The sequence below is a fragment of the Aestuariimicrobium sp. p3-SID1156 genome (assembly GCF_025144225.1).
Taxonomy (GTDB): Bacteria; Actinomycetota; Actinomycetes; order Propionibacteriales; family Propionibacteriaceae; genus Aestuariimicrobium.
Genome location: NZ_JALXXB010000004.1, coordinates 55,408 through 75,414, shown reverse-complemented (window position 1 = coordinate 75,414; position 20,007 = coordinate 55,408). Strand labels below are relative to the sequence as shown.

General features: G+C 68.3%; 17 protein-coding genes. 7 read left to right on the top strand and 10 right to left on the bottom strand.

Translation table 11 applies throughout. The annotated features are described in order from the left end of the window. The first annotated feature begins 3 nt into the window (after window positions 1-3). Window positions 4-1,089, top strand: a complete 1,086-nt coding sequence (locus M3G03_RS06720) for a hypothetical protein (protein ID WP_259808918.1) — start codon at window positions 4-6, stop codon at window positions 1,087-1,089. A 37-nt stretch (window positions 1,090-1,126) separates the two neighbouring features. Here the strand turns inward: M3G03_RS06720 and M3G03_RS06715 are convergent, their stop codons facing one another. Further along, entirely contained in the window at window positions 1,127-1,891 is a 765-nt protein-coding gene (locus M3G03_RS06715; protein WP_259808917.1) for a DUF6882 domain-containing protein, read from the bottom strand. A gap of 130 nt (window positions 1,892-2,021) precedes the next feature. Between M3G03_RS06715 and rpsT the strand changes: the two genes are divergently transcribed. Beyond that, the gene (rpsT, locus tag M3G03_RS06710; protein WP_259808916.1) at window positions 2,022-2,282 is read left to right on the top strand and encodes a 30S ribosomal protein S20; all 261 of its coding nucleotides are present in this window, start codon (window positions 2,022-2,024) and stop codon (window positions 2,280-2,282) included. A 122-nt stretch (window positions 2,283-2,404) separates the two neighbouring features. On the opposite strand, the gene holA is transcribed toward rpsT, so the two are convergent. The 3 genes from holA to M3G03_RS06695 form a co-directional block, all read right to left on the bottom strand. Next, window positions 2,405-3,379 carry a DNA polymerase III subunit delta gene (gene holA, locus M3G03_RS06705; protein ID WP_259808915.1) on the bottom strand — a complete coding sequence of 325 codons (975 nt, stop codon included), beginning with the start codon at window positions 3,377-3,379 and terminating at the stop codon, window positions 2,405-2,407. Between the two features lie 37 nt (window positions 3,380-3,416). Next, complete coding sequence (locus tag M3G03_RS06700; protein WP_259808914.1) at window positions 3,417-5,582, bottom strand: ComEC/Rec2 family competence protein; 2,166 nt, start codon at window positions 5,580-5,582, stop codon at window positions 3,417-3,419. A 155-nt stretch (window positions 5,583-5,737) separates the two neighbouring features. Continuing rightward, entirely contained in the window at window positions 5,738-6,628 is an 891-nt protein-coding gene (locus M3G03_RS06695; protein WP_259808913.1) for a ComEA family DNA-binding protein, read from the bottom strand. Between the two features lie 72 nt (window positions 6,629-6,700). Between M3G03_RS06695 and M3G03_RS06690 the strand changes: the two genes are divergently transcribed. Then, window positions 6,701-7,669, top strand: coding sequence for a hypothetical protein (locus tag M3G03_RS06690; protein ID WP_259808912.1), 969 nt, complete (start codon window positions 6,701-6,703; stop codon window positions 7,667-7,669). A gap of 73 nt (window positions 7,670-7,742) precedes the next feature. On the opposite strand, the gene leuS is transcribed toward M3G03_RS06690, so the two are convergent. Both leuS and M3G03_RS06680 read right to left on the bottom strand, forming a co-directional pair. After that, a complete protein-coding gene (leuS, locus tag M3G03_RS06685; protein ID WP_259808911.1) occupies window positions 7,743-10,220 on the bottom strand; it encodes a leucine--tRNA ligase in 2,478 nt (825 codons plus the stop codon). Between the two features lie 93 nt (window positions 10,221-10,313). Continuing rightward, window positions 10,314-11,252 (bottom strand): DUF4192 domain-containing protein, encoded by a 939-nt coding sequence (locus tag M3G03_RS06680; RefSeq protein ID WP_259808910.1) that lies wholly within the window; start codon window positions 11,250-11,252, stop codon window positions 10,314-10,316. A 227-nt stretch (window positions 11,253-11,479) separates the two neighbouring features. Here M3G03_RS06680 and M3G03_RS06675 point away from each other — a divergent pair, with 227 nt between their 5' ends. Then, window positions 11,480-12,010, top strand: a complete 531-nt coding sequence (locus M3G03_RS06675) for a hypothetical protein (RefSeq protein ID WP_259808909.1) — start codon at window positions 11,480-11,482, stop codon at window positions 12,008-12,010. Between the two features lie 21 nt (window positions 12,011-12,031). Here the strand turns inward: M3G03_RS06675 and M3G03_RS06670 are convergent, their stop codons facing one another. Further along, window positions 12,032-13,264, bottom strand: a complete 1,233-nt coding sequence (locus tag M3G03_RS06670; RefSeq protein WP_259808908.1) for a peptidoglycan-binding protein — start codon at window positions 13,262-13,264, stop codon at window positions 12,032-12,034. A 203-nt stretch (window positions 13,265-13,467) separates the two neighbouring features. On the opposite strand from M3G03_RS06670, the gene M3G03_RS06665 reads away from it, so the two are divergent. Next, entirely contained in the window at window positions 13,468-14,037 is a 570-nt protein-coding gene (locus M3G03_RS06665; protein WP_259808907.1) for a DUF1707 domain-containing protein, read from the top strand. Here M3G03_RS06665 and M3G03_RS06660 read toward each other — a convergent pair. Together M3G03_RS06660 and M3G03_RS06655 are read right to left on the bottom strand one after the other, a co-directional pair. Next, window positions 14,020-14,922: a 3-methyladenine DNA glycosylase gene (locus tag M3G03_RS06660; protein WP_259808906.1), complete on the bottom strand. Its 903-nt coding sequence runs from the start codon at window positions 14,920-14,922 to the stop codon at window positions 14,020-14,022. The two genes, M3G03_RS06665 and M3G03_RS06660, sit on opposite strands and share 18 nt — an antisense overlap. Then, window positions 14,919-15,404 (bottom strand): MFS transporter, encoded by a 486-nt coding sequence (locus tag M3G03_RS06655; RefSeq protein WP_396121909.1) that lies wholly within the window; start codon window positions 15,402-15,404, stop codon window positions 14,919-14,921. The genes M3G03_RS06660 and M3G03_RS06655 overlap by 4 nt, the downstream gene beginning before the upstream one ends. A gap of 246 nt (window positions 15,405-15,650) precedes the next feature. Between M3G03_RS06655 and M3G03_RS06650 the strand changes: the two genes are divergently transcribed. Further along, window positions 15,651-19,052 (top strand): bifunctional proline dehydrogenase/L-glutamate gamma-semialdehyde dehydrogenase, encoded by a 3,402-nt coding sequence (locus tag M3G03_RS06650; protein WP_259808905.1) that lies wholly within the window; start codon window positions 15,651-15,653, stop codon window positions 19,050-19,052. Between the two features lie 185 nt (window positions 19,053-19,237). Here M3G03_RS06650 and M3G03_RS06645 read toward each other — a convergent pair whose 3' ends face one another. Further along, a complete protein-coding gene (locus tag M3G03_RS06645) occupies window positions 19,238-19,741 on the bottom strand; it encodes a DUF3253 domain-containing protein (RefSeq protein ID WP_259808904.1) in 504 nt (167 codons plus the stop codon). 98 nt (window positions 19,742-19,839) lie between these two features. Between M3G03_RS06645 and M3G03_RS06640 the strand changes: the two genes are divergently transcribed. Continuing rightward, the gene (locus tag M3G03_RS06640; RefSeq protein ID WP_259808903.1) at window positions 19,840-20,007 is read left to right on the top strand and encodes a hypothetical protein; all 168 of its coding nucleotides are present in this window, start codon (window positions 19,840-19,842) and stop codon (window positions 20,005-20,007) included.

The window sequence follows — 20,007 nt, the reverse complement described above, 5'->3', positions numbered from 1 at the left end:
GCCATGAAGCGACGCAGCATGCTCGCAGTGGCCCTTGCGGCGACCGCAAGCGCCGCCTGTTCCCGCGGGCAGGACTCCGTGGATCCGAGTTCCTCGGCCGGACCGACAACCAGGAACGCCCCCTCGGGATGGACTGCCACCCGCAGCGAGAAGGGGCTAACACCGCCGGAGGTCACCGACAAGAAGACCTTCGCCATGTACTCCCCCCATCTGGACCTGACGATCACCTCGGGAACAACGAACCAGCTGAAACACGACGAGGCGCGGAAGCTGGGGTACGGGACCGACGCCTCGTCGGCTCCGCTCACTGCCCCCGATGGCGAGGAGTTCCTGGTCATCCACGTGAGAGCCAAGGCCAACTGGCCGTGGCGGGAGGGGCGGCCGGTGCCGACCCTGACCTTGATCACGGACGCCGGACATCTGGTCTCGGCCACCTGGGGGGTGCCGGACGACGACTACGGGAAGCTGGGCACGCTGCTCGTCGCCTCCCTGCCCATCGGAGGCGAAGCTGTACTGCGGCTGAACGACGCGTCCAAAATGGCCCAGGCGGATGCGCGCACCGGGGAGCTGGGCAACGACTCGAACACGGCCATGATGGTGGCCTCTGTACGCCAGGTGGGGCGGCTGTCCTGGAAGGAGGAAACCGCCCATTGGCTGGGTTCCTGGCGGGACAGCAGCAACAGCGACACCCTGGCCCTGGAGTTGACCTGGAAGGAGTCCTACTACACGAACTTCATCCCTGATCTGGGCTGGGCGCCGGAGGGGAAGCGCTGGTTGACACTCAACTTCGACCCAAAGTTCACCTCACGCTGGAACACGAAGCTGAGCTTCCAGGCCAGCGAGCGGTGCGTGGTCACCAGCGACGACGGGCCAGGCTACTTCTACGCCCGCGCGGCGGTGATCAAGCTCGAGGACTGGCGCTATGCAGAGCGCGGCACCCTGCACTTCCTGGCCGATGAGGGCCTGGACGCCTGTACCTTCACGCTGACCATGCCCACCACCTACACGGTGCAGTACGCGACGGGCACGGTCACCGACGTGCCCATCACCAGCGACGGTCCGCTCAGGGCGCCATTCACGATCACGTAGAACTCGCCCGGCTGGCCAGCCCACTCGGCTACCTCATCTACTCCTCTGGCGGAGTGAAGGGCAGCGGCTCCGGGACGTCACCCGGCTGCATGCTGACCTTCGTGTTCACGGCTCGCCCCAGCTCATCGAAGGTGATCTCCGCGAGACTGCCGTGCGGATAGTGCATACGCATCGCTGATTCCGCGTGCTCAGCCCGTAGGCCTCGCCACCGGGCATAGGTGTCCACTGCATGCCGGTGCCGGACGCCATCCTGGCCCGCCGTGGGCGACATCGCAGCGGCTTCCCAGGCCATTGCCGAGAAGCGCATGAACTTGACCGGGTCGGCTTGGGCCGGCGGCGCATCCAGCACCGCGACGAAGGCGCACCCGCCGTCATAGCTCGCGGCATGGAAGGCCTGCCCGCCCAACAGAGAGGTGGCCACGGTGACCAGCCCCATGGCCGGATGCCAATCCAGGTCGTTGATGCCTTCGGTCGGGAAGGTGGGCACCTCGAGCTCGTGGAGGCCGAGCTCCCGCGCTCTGTCGCGCAGCCCCTTCACCACGGGAACGACCACCGGGTCGGTTTCCTGTCGACTCGGATTGGCCCATCCCCACATCCAGGTTCGCGTGATCTCACTCCACGTGCCCAGGAAGGCGACGCGGAACACCTGCCCACCGAGCTCGAGCTGGGAGGTCATCAGGTCGAGCTGGAAGGCGCCTGCGCCGGTACGGTGGTTGAAGGTCTCCTGGTTCTCATAGGTCAACAGCGCGAAGTCGGCGATGGCCCGGTTGAGCGGGACATGGTTGATGGGCGCATCACTCATGGCCCTCATCCTTGTGCAGCAGTGGTCCAATTTGGGCGATGCGGGCGGCACTGGTAAAGTCATGCCCTGCGTCTGGTGGTCCTTCGGCCCGGGCGCGCCACCCAGAATCACAGTTTGGAGACACCGCCCCATGGCAAACATCAAGTCGCAGATGAAGCGCATCAAGACCAACGAGAAGGCCCGCCAGCGCAACAAGGCTGTCAAGTCCGCTCTGCGTACCCACGTCCGCCACTTCCGCGAGGCTGTGGAGGCCGGCGACACCGAGAAGGCACAGGAGTACGCCAAGGTCGCCAACCGCGCCCTCGACAAGGCCGTCTCGAAGGGCGTCATCCACGCCAACCAGGCTGCCAACCGCAAGTCGGCCATCGCCTCCAAGGCTGCCGCACTCTGATTTTTCCGACGCCTGCGTAGCGGGCGTCAACTGAACCAGCGTCTCGATCCTCTGGGTGATCGAGACGCTGGTTTTGTCGTGCAGCAGCTCCGGGACGCCCAGAGTTGAGCATTCGTAGCTCCTCAGCGGCCTCCGGCACGGGCCGCACCCAGGGCGGCCACCATTTGTTCCAGCGCGAACGCGGGGTCGTGGGCGGCACCCTTAACCGCAGCATCGGCCTTCGCCACGGCGCGAACGCCCTGGGCAATCGCCGTGGGCGTCCATGAGCGGGACTGCTGGGCGACCTGTTTGACCTTGAACGGAGGGACGCCCATCTGCCGCGCCAGCTCGGGCTCCGGCATGCGTTGCGAGCGCAGGTCGTGGTATTTGCCGAGCGCACGCAGTGAGCCGGCGATGGCGGAAGTGATCAGCACGGGCGCCACGCCGGTGTCCAGGGCCCAGCGCAGCTTGAGCAGCGCCTCCCCGGTCTGGCCCCCCATGATGTCGTCGGCGATGGAGAAGCTGGAGACCTCGGCGCGTCCGGCGAAGTACTGCGCCACGTGATCCGGCCCCAGGCGTCCCTCGGGCAGGTCGACGGCCAACTGCTCCAGGGCGCTGGCGAGGGCGCGCGCGTCGGTGCCGATGGCCTGGATGAGCGCGGCTTCCGCTCCTGGTTCGAGTTGCAGTCGAACGCGGCGAGCTTCGGCAGTGACGAACTCCGGCAGCTTCCAGGGCTTGATGGCGGCAGCTTCGGTCGTGGGCACCTTGCCCTTCTTCAGCTTGTCCACCAGGCCCTTGCCCTTGACACCACCGGGATGAACCAGGACGAGCGCCAGGTCCTCCGGGGTGGTGATGGCGGTGGCGGCGACCAGATCGAACAGCGACTGGTCGAGCCGGGAGATGTCGTCGATGATGACGACCTGCGATTCGGAGAACAGCGACCCTCCGGTGACCTCGCTGAACGTGCCGGAATCGAGGCCCTCGGCGTCCAGGTGGGTCACCTCGACCCCAGGACGCTCCCGCCGGGCGGCGAGGACCTGATGGCGAACCGCCCGTTCGGCAAGGAGGGCCTCAGGGCCTTGGACGAACAGCGTCGCCCCGAAGATGGCTTTGGTCACGCCCCACAGTCTGCCAGCCGGTTCCGACAGCAAGCTCTCAGCCCCCCAAGCGCGCTGCCCGCACGTGCAGTTGGCCGCCGCGTACCCAGACCGTGAACGACTCACCCTCGTTCGTCCGTACGACCTCCATCCCCAGTCTCTGGGCCAGTGTGAGCGCCCTGCCGGAGGGGTGGCCATGGACGTTCCGCTCCCCTGCGGAGGCCACCGCCAAGCGAGCGCCGCTGGCCTTCCAGAAGTCCTCCTCCTGCCTGCTGGAGCCGTGGTGGGGCATCTTGATGACGTGAGCTCTGAGTTCGGGCGTCGACTTTCCGATGGACGCCAGCACCGCCTGCTGCCCCGCCGGTTCCACATCGCCGGGGAGCAGGACGCGCGTCTCCCCCACCGTCGCCAGCAGCACGATGGACGAGTCGTTCTCAGCCGAACTCTCCCCCGCCGACGACTCCTGGCTGCGCCCGACACGACCGGCGTGCAGCACCTCCAGGGAGACACGTCCCAGGATGATGGTCGAGCCGGGCACGGCCAGCCCCTCTCGAACCCCCAGGGCGTTCATGGCGGACGCCACCCCCACCCGCGCCCAGGCCGGTTCCGCGTAGGGGTTCACCAGGAGGGCCTGGACCCGAACACTCCTCGCCACTCCTGACAGGCCGCCGATGTGGTCGGCATGGTAGTGGGTGAGCACCACCAACACCACGGTGTGGACGCCCAGGCTGCTCAGACACCTGGTGACGGGTCCCGGTTCAGGGCCCGTGTCCACCAGGACCGCAGTCCCCGACCCCGCGTTGAGCACTGTGGCGTCTCCCTGGCCCACCGCGCAGAATGCCACGTCCCACTGGCCGGGCCACCCGGCGGGAGGTGGCTGCCGGAACATGGCCGCGATGAGCACGAGGGAAAGGAGCAGGCTTGCCCAGCGCCGCTCGAGGATCGACCCAGTCAAGGCCCCACTGAGCAGAGTGAGTGCGACCAGGACTGCCAGGGCGGGGCCGGAGGCCGGCCACGGCCACGTGGCTGCTGGCAAACCCGCCCCGGCGTGCGCGATGAGGATCACCGGTTGCACACTCCACCCGGCCATGAATCCCACGGGCAGGGCCAGCGGTGGCCACACGAGCGCCAACAGGGCGGCGACCATCCCCAGCACGGTGGTCGGCCCCACGAACGGTCCGGTGAGCACATTGGCCAGCAGGCCCGTCGTGGAGATGCTGCCCGACAGTGCGGTGACCAGGGGTTGGGTGGCCAATTGCGCAGCCAACGGGATCGCCAGGGATTCAGCCAGCCAGCCCGGCATCCAGGTGAGCAGCTTGGCTCGCCACGGCGGGCCCCACCACAGGATGCCGGCCGAGGCGGTTGCGGACAGTGCAAAGCCCCAGGAGCGGGCTAACCACGGGTCGACGAGCATCAGCACCAGGATCGCCGCACTCAGGTGCCGCAGCCCCCGTCGTGCATCGCCGGCAGCCCCCACCGCCGCCATGCCCACCAGCCCCATGGCGGCAGCGCGTACCACGCTGGGCTCGCTGCGACAGACCACGACGAAGACCACGACCCCGCAGGCGCCCACCAGATGCAACCACCGGCCCCGGACGCCCACCGCTCGGGCCACCACGAGCATTGTTGCCAAGAGCAGGGTGAGGTTCGTCCCCGAGACGGCCGTCAGATGGGTCAGGCCAGTGGCCTGGAAGGCCTCATGGGTCTCCTCCAACAGGCCGCTGGTATCGCCCACCACCAGGGAAGGGGTCAGACCTGCTTGCTCACGACTCGACCACCCCATGGACGACACCAGCCCGGCGCGGGTGCGGTTCACCTGCCGCAGCCACCAGCCCGGCCCCGAGACCAACTCGGGAGCAGCACGAAGCCTGAGGACCGCAGCCTCCGGGCGTCCCGGATCGGGCAGCGCGGGAATCGCCACGATTCTGACGACCGACCCCACCGTCAGACCCTGGAGGTCGGCCATGCGTTCACCGCTGCCGCTCAGGACGACCGGAGACGCCGAACGCCATCGGATTCCTCGCGCCTCGACCCACCGCGTGGTCGCAGGGACCATGGCACGTTCACGACCCGGCTGGCCGACGATCCGCACATCGCTCGTGAGCCTGACCTCCGCCACCACCACAGCGCCCTCACCAGCGGCCACCGCGACGGGGGAACGCGCCAGCTGCCCAGCCCGAAGCGACGCACACACCATGCACAGCAGGACCAGCAGCACCGTCATCGCCGACTGCCATCTCCTGGCGGTGCAGCAGGTTGCCAGCCCCAGGCCGAGCGACACGGCAAGGACGACCGCGGCCCTCGGTGACGCAGTGAGTGTCCACCCGGTCGCCAGCCACGCTGCCCCCGCGGGAAGGGCTAGCCGGAGGTCCGGTCGGTTCACACCGTGACCAGGGGCTTGAGTCGCTCGAAGGTCTTTGCGCCCACACCGCTGACCTCCTGCAGTTCCTCCACCCGCGTGAACTGCCCGTGCTTCTGTCGCCAGGCCAGGATCTTGCCCGCCATCACCGGTCCAACCCCGGGAAGGGTCTCCAGCTGCGCCTGGGTTGCCGTGTTGAGGTTCACCAGGTCACCACTGGCCGGCTCGTCAGTCCCCGACCCCCCTCCCGCTGCTTGGCCGGGATTCGTGCCCTGACCAGCATTCGTGCCCGCAGTGGAAGCTGCCGACGGAAGGCTCGGTGGATTGACCGTCGACGTCGCCCCCGGCCCGGCCACGACCACCTGCATCCCGTCGGTGACCGGTGAGGCCAGGTTCAACAGCCCCGGCTTGGCCTTCGCCGTGAATCCGCCAGCGGCATCAATCGCGTCCTGAATCCGAGCACCCTCACGCAGGGTCACCACTCCGGGTCGGCGCACCTCTCCGACAACGTGGACCTTCACCACCGTCGAGGAGGGGCGGGAACTCGGCACGGCAGCAGCGGGGGCCCGCGCACCCGCAGGGGCACTTGCGGAGGCGGCGGGTAGCGAGGGCGCCTGCAGGGGCACCTGGCTCGGCCTCGCCCGCAGCAGGTGCATGGCCACGAAGACCAGCACCACCACCGCCAGGATCGCCAGGCCCTGCAGGTGTTGGGGACCTACCCGACGGATCTTCGGCGTCGGCTCCTCCGCCACCGACAGGAGCTCGTCGAGCTCTCCCGGCGGCGCGCCGGGCTCTGGGCTGAGCTGGACGGTGCCCTCCGGTTCTGCAGCTCGCCGAGGCCCCCGTCGCAAGGCCGGTGCCTGCTCCAGGACACGACGGAGCCGCACTCCGGCATCTGTCTCCACTCTCATGCAATGGTTATGCACCCGAATCCCTAGGCTGGGATAAACGGACAACACTTCGGCCCACAAGGACAACACCCTGTGAATCCCCATGCCCCGGTTCAGCCCGAATACCTCACCGCCCGCCTCAACAGCGACCACGGTTTCCGAGGTGGTCCGACGGCGAAGCTCCATGAGGTGCCGGGGACCGGGATCGACCTGGCGCTCACCGAGGGCGAGTCGGTGGACCTGTGGACCAACAGTCTCCGTGTCGAGCTCACTGCCCTGGGTCAGCCCGAGATCGACCCGGGCCTCACGGTCGCCGTGCGTTGCCTGCCAGGTTCGGCAGGCCACCTGCAGGGCTTCTACATGGGCCAGAACTTCCAGGCCCCCAGTCAGCGCGTGCTGACCCCGGTACTGCGGGGAGTCTTCACCGCACCGGCCACGGGCACCTACCGCTGCGCGCTCTGGATGAGTGGTTACGGCGCCGGTAAGCCCTATGACTACGTCCTTCGCACCGGCGCCAGTCTAAATGCCGCCCGGATCGGTCCTGAGCGCACCACCCGTTGTGCCCACCAGTGGACCGATCCGCAACCGACGCAGGATCGCGTCCTGCACGGCGCCGAATCGGCCCGCGTCCTCACCCGGGACATGAGGCTCGATGAAGGCATCGACACCGCGACCGTGCTGATGCACCTGAACGTCACCACCTGCGCCCCCTATGACATCTACCCGGGTTGCGGCAGCACCTCCGGGAGTGGCAGCAAGCTGGGCACCCACATCGAGGTCGAGCCGCTGGATGCCCGGGGCCGTCCCGCGGGAACGCTGATCTCGAGCCCGGTGCGCGAGACCACCGTGCACTGGAACCAGCACCACATGACCATCGAACAGACCCTCGAGGTTCGCGCCGACCAGCTGCGCGGGCGCCGCCTCCGCACCAGCCTCGTGATCGAGAAGCGGCATGATGTGGTCTATTCCAATGACCTGCGTCTGCACTCCATCTGGGGACGCATCAACGGCAGCGCGAAGGACCTCTGGGCACCGAGCTACGGCGTCCTCTACCAGTACTGAGCCCACCGTGCAGGACGCCGGGAGCGCGCGGGCCCCGGCGTCCTTCATGTCGCGTCGAGTCCTCGCGTGGGCGCTACTTGCCCGGGACGATGCTGACCATCTTGGGCAGGCGGCAGATCACCTTGACAACCTCACGGCCGGCCAACGCGCGCTGGACCCCGGCGTCGGCGAGGGCCAGCTCGGTGGCCTCCTCCTCGGTGATGTCCGGGGAGACCTCGAGCTTGCCGCGAACCTTGCCCTGCACCTGGACGACCATGGTGACCTGGTCGGCGACCAGCAGCGCCGGGTCGGCAGTGGGCCAGCGGGACTGGGCAACCGAGGGCGGGTTGCCCAGGACCTCCCACATCTCCTCGGCGACGTAGGGAGCCACCAGCGACAGGGACTGGGCGACGAACTCCGCTGCCTCGCGCACGGCGGGGTCCGCGGCGCCGGCACCGGAGTCAATGGTGCGGCGGGTTGCGTTGACCAGCTCCATCACGCGGGCGACGACCACATTGAACCGGCCAGAATCGAGCAGTTCGGTGATCTCGGCAATCGTCTTGTGGGTCACCTGGCGCAGCGCACGATCCCCGGCCGAGGTGTCGGCACCGGGCTCGCTGGTGACATCGGTGGCCACCCGGTAGGCGCGCTGGAGGAACTTCAGTGTCGAACCGGGCGAGACGTCGGCCCAGTCAATGTCCTCCTCCGGGGGACCGGCGAAGATGACGGTGGTGCGGACAGCGTCCACGCCGAACTCGTTGATCTGCTGGCCCAGGTCCACGCCATTGCCCAGCGACTTGCTCATCGACTTGCCCTGGTTGATGACCTGCCCCTGGTTCATCAGGCGCAGGAAGGGCTCGTCGAAGTCGACCATGCCCATGTCGCGCAGCACCTTGTTGAAGAAACGCGCGTAGAGCAGGTGCATGGTGGCGTGCTCCACACCGCCGACGTACTGGGCCACCGGCATCCACTGCCGCACGGCTTCGACGTCGAAGGGACCTTCGGTGTAGTGCGGGGACACGTAGCGGTAGAAGTACCACGAGGAGTCCACGAAGGTGTCCATGGTGTCGGTGTCACGCTCGGCGGGGCCACCACAGCTCGGGCAGTTGACCATCTTCCACTCGGTGGCTGCCGCCAGCGGGCTGGTGCCCTTGGGTGCGAGCTGTTCCCCGCGCAGGTGGGGCAGCGTCACCGGAAGTTGGTCCTCCGGCACCGGAACCTCGCCGCAACGGGGGCAATGGATGATCGGGATCGGGCAGCCCCAGTAGCGCTGGCGGCTCAGCAGCCAGTCGCGCAGGCGGTAGGTGATTGCCGCCGTGCCCAGGCCGTCGGCTTCCAGCTGCTCGGTGATGCGGGCGATGCCCTCCGCCTTGTTGGTCAGGCCATCCAGCACGCCGGAGTTGACATAGGTGCCGTCACCAGCGGTGGCGATGCCCGTCTTGGCGGGGTCACCCTCCCCGGTGTCGATGACCATGCGGACGGGCAGGTCGAAGGTCCGCGCGAACTCCAGGTCACGCTGGTCATGGGCGGGGACGGCCATGATCGCGCCGGTGCCGTACTCGGCCAGCACGTAGTCAGCTGCCCAGACCGGGATCTTCTCTCCGTTGACGGGGTTGGTGGCGTGGACGCCCAGGAAGACGCCGGTCTTCGTGTGCTCGGTGGACTGGCGCTCGATCTCGGTCTGCTTCTTGACCTCCTCCAGGTACGCCTCGAAGGCGGCTCGCTGATCGTTGGAGACGATGTCGGCCGCCAGGGCCGCGTCGGGGGCCACCACCATGAAGGTGGCGCCGAACAGGGTGTCCGGGCGCGTGGTGAACACGGTCACCGGTTCCTCGCGGCCCTCGATCTGGAAGTTGACGTGGGCACCCTGGGAGCGTCCGATCCAGTTGCGCTGCATGGCCAGGATGCGCTCGGGCCAGCCGTCCTTCAGCTGCTCCATGTCGTCCAGCAGCTGCTGGGCATAGTCGGTGGTCTTGAAGTACCACTGGTTCAACTGTCGCTTGGTGACGATGGCATTGCACCGCTCGCAGCGCCCATCCTTGACCTGCTCGTTGGCCAGCACGGTCATGTCCTGGGGGCACCAGTTGACGTAGGAGTCCTTGCGGTAGGCCAGGCCCTTCTCGAAGAACTTCAGGAAGAGCCACTGGGTCCAGCGGTAGTACTCCTCGTCAGAGGTGTGCAGGCGGTGCGACCAGTCGAAACCGATGCCGTAGCGCTTGAAGGACGACGCCTGGGTCTCGATGTTCTTGTAGGTCCACTCGGCAGGGTTCTGGTTGTTCCTGATCGCCGCGTTCTCAGCAGGCAGGCCGAAGGAGTCCCAGCCGACCGGGTGCAGGACGTTGTGGCCCTGCATCTTCCAGTAGCGCCCCACCACGTCGGCGATGGCCCAGGCCTCGGCGTGGCCCATGTGCAGGTCGCCGGAAGGGTAGGGGAACATGTCGAGGAGGTAGCGCTTCTCCAGCGAGTCGTCCTCGCTCACCGCGAAGGTGTGGTTGTCCTGCCAGTACTGCGCCCACTTCTCCTGCGCGGCCGCCGCGTCGTACCCGCTGCGCTCTGCCGAGTGCTCGCCCACGATTCCTCTTTCTGCCGGTCGATTCAGCCCCCAACGCTACCGCTGTCCTCCCCCATCCTCCGAACCGATTTCGTCAGGCGCACAAACGACGAGTCACACCGCGTCACGGATATCAGCCCACAGCTCCGGCGGTGCCGCCGAATGGTGCACCCGGCGCAGGAGCTGGAACATGCCGTAGTCGGCATCGAGGCCCTCCACGCGAGCCAAGCAGCAGCCCATCAGTGCCCCATTGCCGTCGAGCCACGCAGCCGCAGCCATCAGGCACAGCGCCGGGACGGCATGGCGATCCGGCATCACCCGCACCACCTGCTGCCACAGCCGCAGGTGGTGCTTCGCCCCTGCGCGTGACATCTCCAGCCAGGCGGCGTCCCGCGCCGGGATGCCTTTGGCCAGGAGCCCGAGTTCCATGCAGACCGCGTCGTCGACATCCTCCTCCCCCAGATGGTCAGCGAGCAGGCGCTTCGTGCGCTGGACGCGCGCACGCGGCGTGCGGCGGGCAATGCGTTCCTCCACCCCGACCAGCTCGGCAAGGAGGCAGCCCTGGTCGACCAGTGAAGGGCCCTCCACCAGGGTCATCAGGTCCTTGCGGGAAGCCAACGCCGTGGAGCCTGCCACCACGGCGGCTGCCACCGCCGGCGAGGACGGGTCACACGGGTGCCCCTCGGCAGGGCAGCAGTCCCCGACGCAGAGCCTGGACCACCAGCGGACGCCATCGGTTCGCACCGAGTCAACGACCTGCCCGGGCTCCACGAAGGTCTCCAACTTCCCCAACACCTCCTCGGCCTTGTCGCGATCCTGGCTGTAGGCGATGAAGAAGACCTTCGCTGACTCGTAGCGTCCCATCATCTCGGTGAGCTGGGCGTTGACCATGGCCGGGGCATCAAACATCCAGTAGTCCATCCGCATGGCCACCTCCACGGTGTGCCGCGAGAGGAGCAGGATGACCACGTCGTCGTCGACGTGGTACCCCAGCAGGTAGGGGACGAGGGAGAGCATGTCGGTGGTGCTGGTTGCCTTGATGGTCGTCGTCATGCCTGGTTTGTGCCTGGGATCGGGGGGCAGGGGCTCGCTGTCCACAGCCGGGCTCCCCGCCGCTGGGTTGTCCACAGCCGCTCGGTCGACGTCTGAGGCGCAGGTACCATGGCCACACCATGACCAACCAGCCACGGGGCCCGCACCAGCCGCCTCCCGCACCCCCCTGGGGCAACCAACCCCAGTGGGACCCTCGGCGCCCGATGGGCGAGCCGCAGTACCAGCCCGTGTCGATCGAACAGTACGAGCTGCCGAAATCCAACGCTGGACGGTGGCTGGGAGCGATTGCAGCGCTCGTGATCCTCGGCCTGGCCGTGGCAGCCTTCCTGACCAGCCGTCGACCCACGCCCGAGTTGCCGATGGCACCCTCTGCGCCGATCAGTGCACCGTCCTCCCGGCAGGTGCCCACGGCTGCGGCTTCGGGCAATTCCGTGCCCTTCCACTCACCGATGGACAATGCCGACGGGGTGTGGAGCATTGATTCCACGCGCTGGACCGACCGTGGGCTCGAGGTGACCGTCACCATCAAGGTCACCCGCGGCACCCTGCGTTATTCCTTCTTCGCCCTGGACAACAAGACCGTGGAGGACTACGACCCGATCCCGATCAGCGACCACAACGCGCTGACCCAGGGCACAGTGCACGAGGGCGAGAAGATCACGGGTCTGGTCGTCTTCGAGAAGGATCGTGGGGACACCACCGTCTACCTCGCCAACGCGCTGGGGCGCCAAATCTCCGCGCTCACCGCGCAGGGCTGAGCAAGCCCGCCAGCGGGTGGCTCAGCGGTGGACGACGACCTTGTCGCCCTCCCGTGCCTGCCCGAACAGCCAGCTCACTGCGTCCTTGTCGCGAACGTTCACACAACCGTGGGAGGCACCGTTGTACCCGCGCGCCGCGAAGTCGGCCGAGTAGTGCACGGCCTGCCCGCCGGAGAAGAACATCGCATACGGCATGGCCGTGTGGTAGAGCGTCGACACATGGTCGCGTGACTTCCAGTAGAGGGTGAACACACCCTCACGGGTCGGGGTCAGTTCGGAGCCGAACCTGACGTCCATCGTGCGCAGGACCTTGCCGTCGACCACCCACGCGAGCTGGTTGGTGGACTTACTGATGCAGAGGACCCGCCCGGTCATGCAGCGCTGGTCGATCGCCGGCGGGGCGGGCTTCCTGGGCGGCTTGTTGGACAGCTCTTCGGCGGTGGGCGTGGAGGTCATCTCGCCGAGTTGGTCCAGGGTGCGCTGGTCGACCTCTCCGGTGACCGGGATCTGGCGCTTGGCCTGGAAGTCGCGCACGGCCTTGACCGTGGTGGCGTCGTAGGTGCCGGTCACCGGGCCCGCGTACCACTCGATCTGCTTGAGGCGAGCCTGGAGGTCCTTGACCTTGTCGCCCTTGTCCCCGCTCTTGAGCAGTGCCGGGCCGGCCTTCAGGACGTTGTGCATCTCGTCCCGGGTGGGCTGGCGCGTCATGGCGGCCAGCGCATCCCAGGTCTTCTGGTCCACCTCACCGGTGGTCGGCAGGTTGCGCTTGCCCTGGAAACCCTGCACGGCAGCTTCGGTGCTGGAGCCGAAGTGGGGGGTGATCTTGCCCGCATACCAGTCGAGCTGCAGGAGGCGGTGCTGCAGCTCACGCACCTTCTCGCCCTCGTCGCCCGACTTCAGGATCGCGGGCAGAGTCACCGGGTCCGGCGTCGGGGTGCTCGACGGGGTGCTCGACGGGGTACTCGACGGGGTAGGTGTCGGCGATGGCGTCGGGGTCTGGCTGGTGGACGCCGCACTGCTGGCGGGAGCCGGGCTCTCCACCGAGGGCGTGGGGGTCGCCTGGGGCGCGCTGGGCGCCAGCGTGGTTTCGGGCTGCCGACTCGCTGTCGCCATCTCCGAGGGCTTGGGCACGCCGCGAACGGTGTGCGAGGTCTGCTGCGGAGGGACGCCGGCGAGCGAGGCGTCCCGTGCGCATCCGGCCATGCCGAGGCAGAGGACGGCGCCGAGGACGGAGAACGTGCGCGAGCGGGACATGGGACCTCCGGGGGAAGAAATCACCGAAACTGTAGTTCAGCGCACCGTGGGCACCAAGTTGGCTCGCCGTTCTGGCGACATCCGACTGCGGTCTGATCCGGGTGGCGAGGTCCGTGTCACCCTCGTCCACGGACTGGAGCCGCTGGTCCCGCGGTGGCCGCTGGAGGGGGTTTCGTAGCCCTGCGCTGTCACAGGATCAGGACATGACCCACGCACAGCCCACTCCCCTGCGTCCCCTGCCCTCAGCCCACCACGCCACCGGACTCGCACGGTCCGCCCACCCGGGACGGATGACGACTCCCGTGACGACGAGGATCGGAGATGAGGAGCGCACCCACACCTGCGACCAGCTGGCACACCACTACGCCGCTGGCCGACTGGACCGGGCAGAACTGGAGGAGCGCATGTCCCAGGCCGTGAACGCACGCACGCGAATGGACCTGTTCCTGCTGCTTGACGACCTTCCCCCGGTGGAACCGCTGGCGGCTGCTCCGGGGCAGTGCCAGGGGTCGGGTTTCCCCCGAGCGCAGGTTGCGCCCGTTGCGCCAGCGGCCAGCGACAGCCAGGCGGTTGCCCACGCATTCGCGATGGGTCTCTTCGGGTTCCTGACCGTGGCGGCGCTGGGATGCACCCTGTTGCTCCTGCTGATCGTCGGGATGTCGCCCTACGGCAGCGTGGTCTGGCTGGGCGCCTTCGGATCGGCTGTGGCGTCCAGTGGCATCACCTATTTCGCCACGAAGTGGAACCAGAGACCGTCAGTCTCGAAGTGCTGACGCCCCCGCCAGTTCTGTGGTCTGGTCGATGACGTCGAGCAGTCGTCGGCGGAGCACCTGCCCGCGCTCGGAGAAACCGCGCTGCATCCGCACATAGGTGGCCTTGCCCTCCGGGGTCTCCACCGCCACGGGCTCATACCCCCAGCCGCTCAGGTCGTAGGCACTGGCCCGCATGTCGAGCTCACGGATCTCGAGGGCAAGGTCGTAGCAGTCGAGCAGGAGCTCCGAGCTGGTCAGCGGCAGCAGCTTGCCCGCGTACTTGTAGAGGTCCATGGTGGCGTGCAGGCAGCCGGGCTGGTCGAAGCGGACCTGGTCGGCGCGAGTGAGCTGATGGGCATTCTGCGGGGCGGCGTCCTCGGTGAAGAAGCGGAAGGCGTCGTAGTGGGTGCAGCGCAGGCCGTTCTCGTTGACCACCTCGCGGATCCGGTCTGGGGCGAAGCGCAGCGGTAGCCCGGAGTGGCGGGTCTGGTCGGGGGTGAGACCGTAGACCATCGCCCACTCGTGCATGCCAAAGCAGTTGAACTGGCCCTGCCGGGCGCCGGTGGCCACCAGCAGTTCGCGGGTGAACCTCAGCGTCGAGCCCCGGGACGCGACGAAGGCGGGGGCGTCCACCCCAGTCAGGCCATCCTCTTCGCGGTAGTAGCGATGTGCTGCCGCAGAGGCAGCACATCGCAAGCGCACGCCAACACCGGGGTGCCACTCGACCAACTGGCCCGGACGCAGCCGGTAGTAGTCGAACATGAAGTCCTCCACCGGGTGCCGTTCGCCGCGGGCCCGGCGAGCGATCACATCGGCCAGGAGCGTCCGGGCGCGACGCTCGTGCGCCTCGGCCAGGGGCTGCCATTGTTCGGGGCCCAGCACTGGCCGGGCGTCCACGACGCTCACCTGGTCGCCCCCACCGGGACGTCGGAGGGCTCGCGCCCCGGGGACAGGACCCAGGCCAGCCCGGCCACCAGCAGACCGGCGGCGCAGACGCAGAGCAGCCCCCAGCGGACCGCGGAGGCGTCCGCGATGAGACCGACGAGCGGGGGCGCGACCAAAAAGCCGACCCGCAGGACCAGCAAGGTGACGGTCAGCGCGGTGCCCGGCTTGAACCCCGGCAGGGCATCGGCAGCCTCGAAGACCGACGGAATGACGGTGGCCACGCCATAGCCCGCGCTGGCATAGCCGAAAACGGTCGTCAGGGGGCTGGGGAAGGCGACGGCGACTCCCACTGCCACCAGAAGGCCTCCGAACAGGGCCATGCGGCGCTGCCCGAAACGGTTGACCAGCGCGTCGCCGCTGACGCGCCCCAGGAAGTGGAAGGCCATCGCGGTGATGTAGCCCGAAGCCGCCAGCGAGCCGCTGACATGCAGTTCACTGCGCATGTAGAGAGTGCCCCAGGTGCCAGCGTTCTCTTCGATGACCGCACCAACGAGGGCCAGGACCGAGCGAGAAGCGCGAGGCGGTGTGTGTGCTCATGAGGGCCTCCGGTGCGGGACGCCCGCACCAGGCAGGCAATGACGAGGCTGATTCTAGCCCGCGCACGGGGGCTGGCGCGTGGCACGTTCTTGTCGAGACCGTGCCCTAGGCTGAGACCAAAGCCACCGTTACCCCCACGTCGAGGTACCCAGATGCCCCTGCCAGAACTCGATCGGCAGAATGATTGGCCCACCGTCGAGGCCGTCTCCGAGCTCGTGAGTCAATGGCTCGCCGAGGCTGCCACCCTTCCCCCGGACCCGGCCGGGCAGCAGTTGGCCGATGTGCTGGGGGACCCCGCTGGTCTGGCTTTCACCGTCGGGTTCGTCGACCGGGTGGTGCGCCCCGATGACAACCGCACCGCGGCGCGCAACCTGTCAGAGTTGGCCAAGGGGACGCCGACGTTCCTGCCCGCCCACCTTCGTGCTGCGGTTCGGCTGGGTGGGCTGACCGCCCCGCTGGCCCCGACTCCGGTGACCGCCACCGCGCGTGCCGCGCTGCGTCGCCTGGTGGGTCACCTGGTCCTCGATTCGCGTCCCGACAAGCTGGGGCCTGCGCTGGCCCGGGTGCGTGCGCAGGGCATGCGGTGCAATGTGAACCTGCTGGGTGAGGCCGTCCTCGGACGCCGGGAGGCTGATCGACGACTGTCGGGCACCCGTGCCCTGGTCGCCCGTGATGACGTCGATTATGTCTCGATCAAGGTGTCGGCGACCACCGCCCCCCACCAGCCCTTCGCTTTCGAGGAGACCGTGACCCAGGTCGTGGACCGGCTGCGTCCGCTGTACCTGGAGGCTGCGCGCACCGGCACCTTCATCAACCTGGACATGGAGGAGTACCGCGACCTGGAGATGACCATGGCGGTCTTCGAACGCCTGCTCGCCGAGCCGGCGCTGACCGGGCTGCGTGCCGGGATCGTGCTGCAGGCCTACCTGCCCGATGCGCTGGGGGCTCTCCAACGTCTGGGGGCATGGGCGGGCGAGCGCGTGGATGGTGGTGGCGCCCCGATCAAGGTGCGTCTGGTCAAGGGCGCCAACCTCCCGATGGAGACGATTGAGGCCGAACGCCACGGCTGGCCGCTGGCGACGTGGGGTTCCAAGGTGGAGACCGACGCCAACTACAAGCGCTGCCTGGACTGGGCACTGCGTCCCGACCACGCCGGGCACCTGCATGTGGGCATCGCCGGGCACAACCTGTTCGACGTGGTCTGGTCATGGCTGCTGGCGAACCAGCGTGGCGTCACCGAGGCGGTGGAGTACGAGATGCTGCTCGGCATGGCCACCACCCAGGCCGAGGTGGTCCGTCGCCATGTGGGTGGGCTGTTGCTCTACACCCCGATCGTCTCCCCCGCTGAGTTCGACGTCGCCATCGCCTACCTGGTCCGCCGACTGGAGGAGGGCGCCTCCCCGGAGAACTTCATGTCGGCGGTCTTCGACCTGGGCACCGACGCCGCCGCGTTCGCGCGGGAGCGGGACCGGTTCGCAGCCTCGCTGGAGGTGCGGGCCAGCACCCCGGCCCCGGTGGCCCATCGCAACCAGGACCGCACCGCCCAGCCGGCCCAGGCGCCGTGCGGACCGTTCCGCAACGCTCCTGACACCGACCCGGCGATTCCCGCGAACCAGCGTTGGGCCGAGTCGATCCGCAGGCGTCCAGATCGCGGCACCCTGGGTGCCGACCTGGTGGAAGCCGCTCGAGTGGCCTCCGAACCTGAACTCGACCAGGTCATGGGACGCTTGGCAGCCAGCGACTGGCCCAGCCTCTCTCCTGCCGCACGGGCCGACGTGCTCGATCGGGCAGGGCTTGAACTCGAGGGGCGCCGCGCCGAGCTGATGGCGGTGGCTGCCGATGAGACCGGCAAGACGCTGGACCAGTCCGACCCCGAAGTGTCCGAGGCGGTCGACTTCGCCCACTGGTACGCCCACCTGGCGCGCGAGCTGGAGACGGTGGACGGTGCCGTGGCCGAGGCTCCCGGCGTGGTCGCCGTCACCCCGCCGTGGAACTTTCCCATCGCCATCCCGGCTGGGATGATCATGTCGGCGCTGGCCGCGGGTGCGACGGTGGCGGTCAAGCCGGCCCCGGAATCCCCTCGCACGGCGGCAGTGGTCGTCGAGGCGCTGTGGGCTGCTGGCATCCCGCGCGACGCGTTGGCGCTGCTCACCCTCGACGAGGACACCCTGGGGCGCCAGTTCATCGGCCACCCCACGGTGACCCGCGTCATGCTGACGGGCAGTTGGGAGACCGCCGAGCTGTTCCGCAGCGTCCGCCCCGGTCTGGAGGTGCTCGCCGAAACCAGCGGCAAGAACGCCATCATCGTCACCCCCAGCGCCGACCTGGACCTGGCGGCCGCCGACGTTGCGGCATCCGCGTTCGGCCACGCTGGTCAGAAGTGCTCGGCAGCCTCTTTGGTGGTTTTGGTGGGACCGGTGGCACGCTCACGACGCTTCCGTGAGCAGCTGCTGGACGCGGTCACCTCGCTGCGAGTCGGCTGGCCGGAGAATGCGTCCAGCCAGATGGGTCCGCTGGTGACCCCGCCCGGGCAGAAGCTCCGTCGCGGCCTCACCGAACTGGGTGAGGGCGAGAACTGGGTGCTCCAGCCGCAGAAGCTGGACGACACCGACCGCCTGTGGTCCCCCGGTATCCGCGCCCACGTACAGCCGGGATCGGAATTCCACTGCACCGAGTACTTCGGGCCGGTGCTGGGGGTGATGAGCGCGCGCGACCTTGCCGAGGCGATCGACATCGTCAACGGCACCGACTTCGGCCTCACGTCAGGCCTGCATTCCCTCGACAGCGCCGAGATCGAGCAGTGGCTCGCCGGGGTCAAGGCGGGCAACCTGTACGTCAATCGCGGCACCACCGGCGCGATCGTGCAGCGCCAACCCTTCGGCGGCTGGAAGAAGTCGGCGGTGGGCCCGACCGCGAAGGCCGGAGGCGTGAACACGCTGGTGCCGCTGGTGCGTTGGTGTACTGCCGAGGCGGCCGCTGACCCTGCCCTCGTCCTTGACCAGCGGGTTCGCCGTGTGGTCCGCGCGCACCCCCACCCCATGCTGGACCGCGCCGCCGCCAGCGACGAACGTGCCTGGCAGGCCGAGTTCGGCATCGCACGGGATGTGCAGGGCCTGGCCGGGGAGCGCAACATCGTGCGCTACCTGCCGTGGGATGGCCCGGCACTCGTGCGCGCATCCGACCCGGACGCGACGGTGAGGGCACTGCGCAGCGTGATCGCAGCGCTCCGTGCGGGGGTCACGCCAGCGCTCTCGGTCAGCTCCGAGCTCCCGGACGCCACTCAGCAGGCGCTGCGTGCTCTTGGCGTGGAGGTTCGAATCGAGAGCCGGGACGAGTTCCTCCGGCGCGTGGGGAAGCTGACCGGTCGCCTGCGCCATGTCGGCGCGGGAGGTGACGCCGTGGCTGCTGCGGCGTCCCAGGAATTGACCATCTACCGGGGTGAACTGGTCGAGGCAGGGCGCGTGGAGATGCTGCCCTGGTTGCTGGAGCAGGCCGTCTCGATCACTGCACATCGGTTCGGAAGCCCGGACCACCTGACGGACGCGCTGCTCTGAGCCGGTGCCCCGCTGCGCTCAGCGGAGTTCCAGCACCAGCTTCAGCGTTGCCTCGACGGTATCCAGCTCGGCTCGGGTGAGTTGACCACACCATTCCCCAGCCGGGTTGGATCCACAGCTGTCGTCTGTTCCACCAACACCAGGGTTTCTCGGCCACGCACCGAGACAGGCTCGCCCGAACGGTCTCAACGTCCCAAACAGGGACCCGGAGCCAGCCTGATCGGCCCCTTGGCATCGGCCAGCTGCACCTCAGCGCCCTGCTGCTGTACCACGACCTCACCGGCGGCGACCAGGTCGCCGGTCACCTCGAGGGCCACGTTCATCAGGTCACGCCATCGCTCGCCCCCGACGACACGGGCGGCATCGCTGGGGCAGATGGTGCTGCCACTGCGGTGGCGCAGCAGCGTGCGCATCGTCGCCGCCAACCTCACCCTGGTACCTTGAGGCGTGCCCTCCCACCACGGGTCGCCGCGCTCACCCAGGGCCAGTTTCGCGTCGTGCACGTATGGCCTCACCGCATCGCCGCGGGTACGCAACTCGCGGCGAGCCCGCATCAACTCCGCCACCAGCTCGGCTCTCAGCAACGGGGGGATGCGCGGGTCGCTGGCTCGCCACCTGCGGCCGTCAACCACGATGTGGTGCCCGTCAGGCGTGGTCTCGACGGCCTTGCGGGGCGCTGGTTCAGCCATGACAAAAGTCTGCCCCATTGAATCGGCCGACTGGTGCATGATGTCCTTGACACGCTCACCGCGCCAACTGGGTGCGTCCGAAGCCATGAGGAGTTGCGATGGACGAGCTGGCCGACCACCAGAAGGTGCATGACCTGGTCAGGGACATCCGCTTCGCGATGATGTCGAGCTCAAGAAGCAGCTGTGGAGCGTTGCCACGAGAGTGCCTACACCGAGAGCGGCCCGGAAGGCCCCAGGCCGGGGAACACGACACCGTCGAGCTGTGA

Coding starts and splice junctions, on each gene's coding strand:
- M3G03_RS06665 (WP_259808907.1), top strand. CDS start 13,468: ATGACCCACGCACAGCCCACTCCCCTGCGTCCCCTGCCCTCAGCCCAC.
- M3G03_RS06680 (WP_259808910.1), bottom strand. CDS start 11,252: ATGACGACGACCATCAAGGCAACCAGCACCACCGACATGCTCTCCCTC.
- M3G03_RS06720 (WP_259808918.1), top strand. CDS start 4: ATGAAGCGACGCAGCATGCTCGCAGTGGCCCTTGCGGCGACCGCAAGC.
- M3G03_RS06715 (WP_259808917.1), bottom strand. CDS start 1,891: ATGAGTGATGCGCCCATCAACCATGTCCCGCTCAACCGGGCCATCGCC.
- M3G03_RS06645 (WP_259808904.1), bottom strand. CDS start 19,741: ATGGCTGAACCAGCGCCCCGCAAGGCCGTCGAGACCACGCCTGACGGG.
- M3G03_RS06650 (WP_259808905.1), top strand. CDS start 15,651: ATGCCCCTGCCAGAACTCGATCGGCAGAATGATTGGCCCACCGTCGAG.
- M3G03_RS06700 (WP_259808914.1), bottom strand. CDS start 5,582: ATGACGGTGCTGCTGGTCCTGCTGTGCATGGTGTGTGCGTCGCTTCGG.
- M3G03_RS06670 (WP_259808908.1), bottom strand. CDS start 13,264: ATGTCCCGCTCGCGCACGTTCTCCGTCCTCGGCGCCGTCCTCTGCCTC.
- M3G03_RS06695 (WP_259808913.1), bottom strand. CDS start 6,628: ATGAGAGTGGAGACAGATGCCGGAGTGCGGCTCCGTCGTGTCCTGGAG.
- rpsT (WP_259808916.1), top strand. CDS start 2,022: ATGGCAAACATCAAGTCGCAGATGAAGCGCATCAAGACCAACGAGAAG.
- M3G03_RS06655 (WP_396121909.1), bottom strand. CDS start 15,404: ATGCGCAGTGAACTGCATGTCAGCGGCTCGCTGGCGGCTTCGGGCTAC.
- M3G03_RS06640 (WP_259808903.1), top strand. CDS start 19,840: ATGGACGAGCTGGCCGACCACCAGAAGGTGCATGACCTGGTCAGGGAC.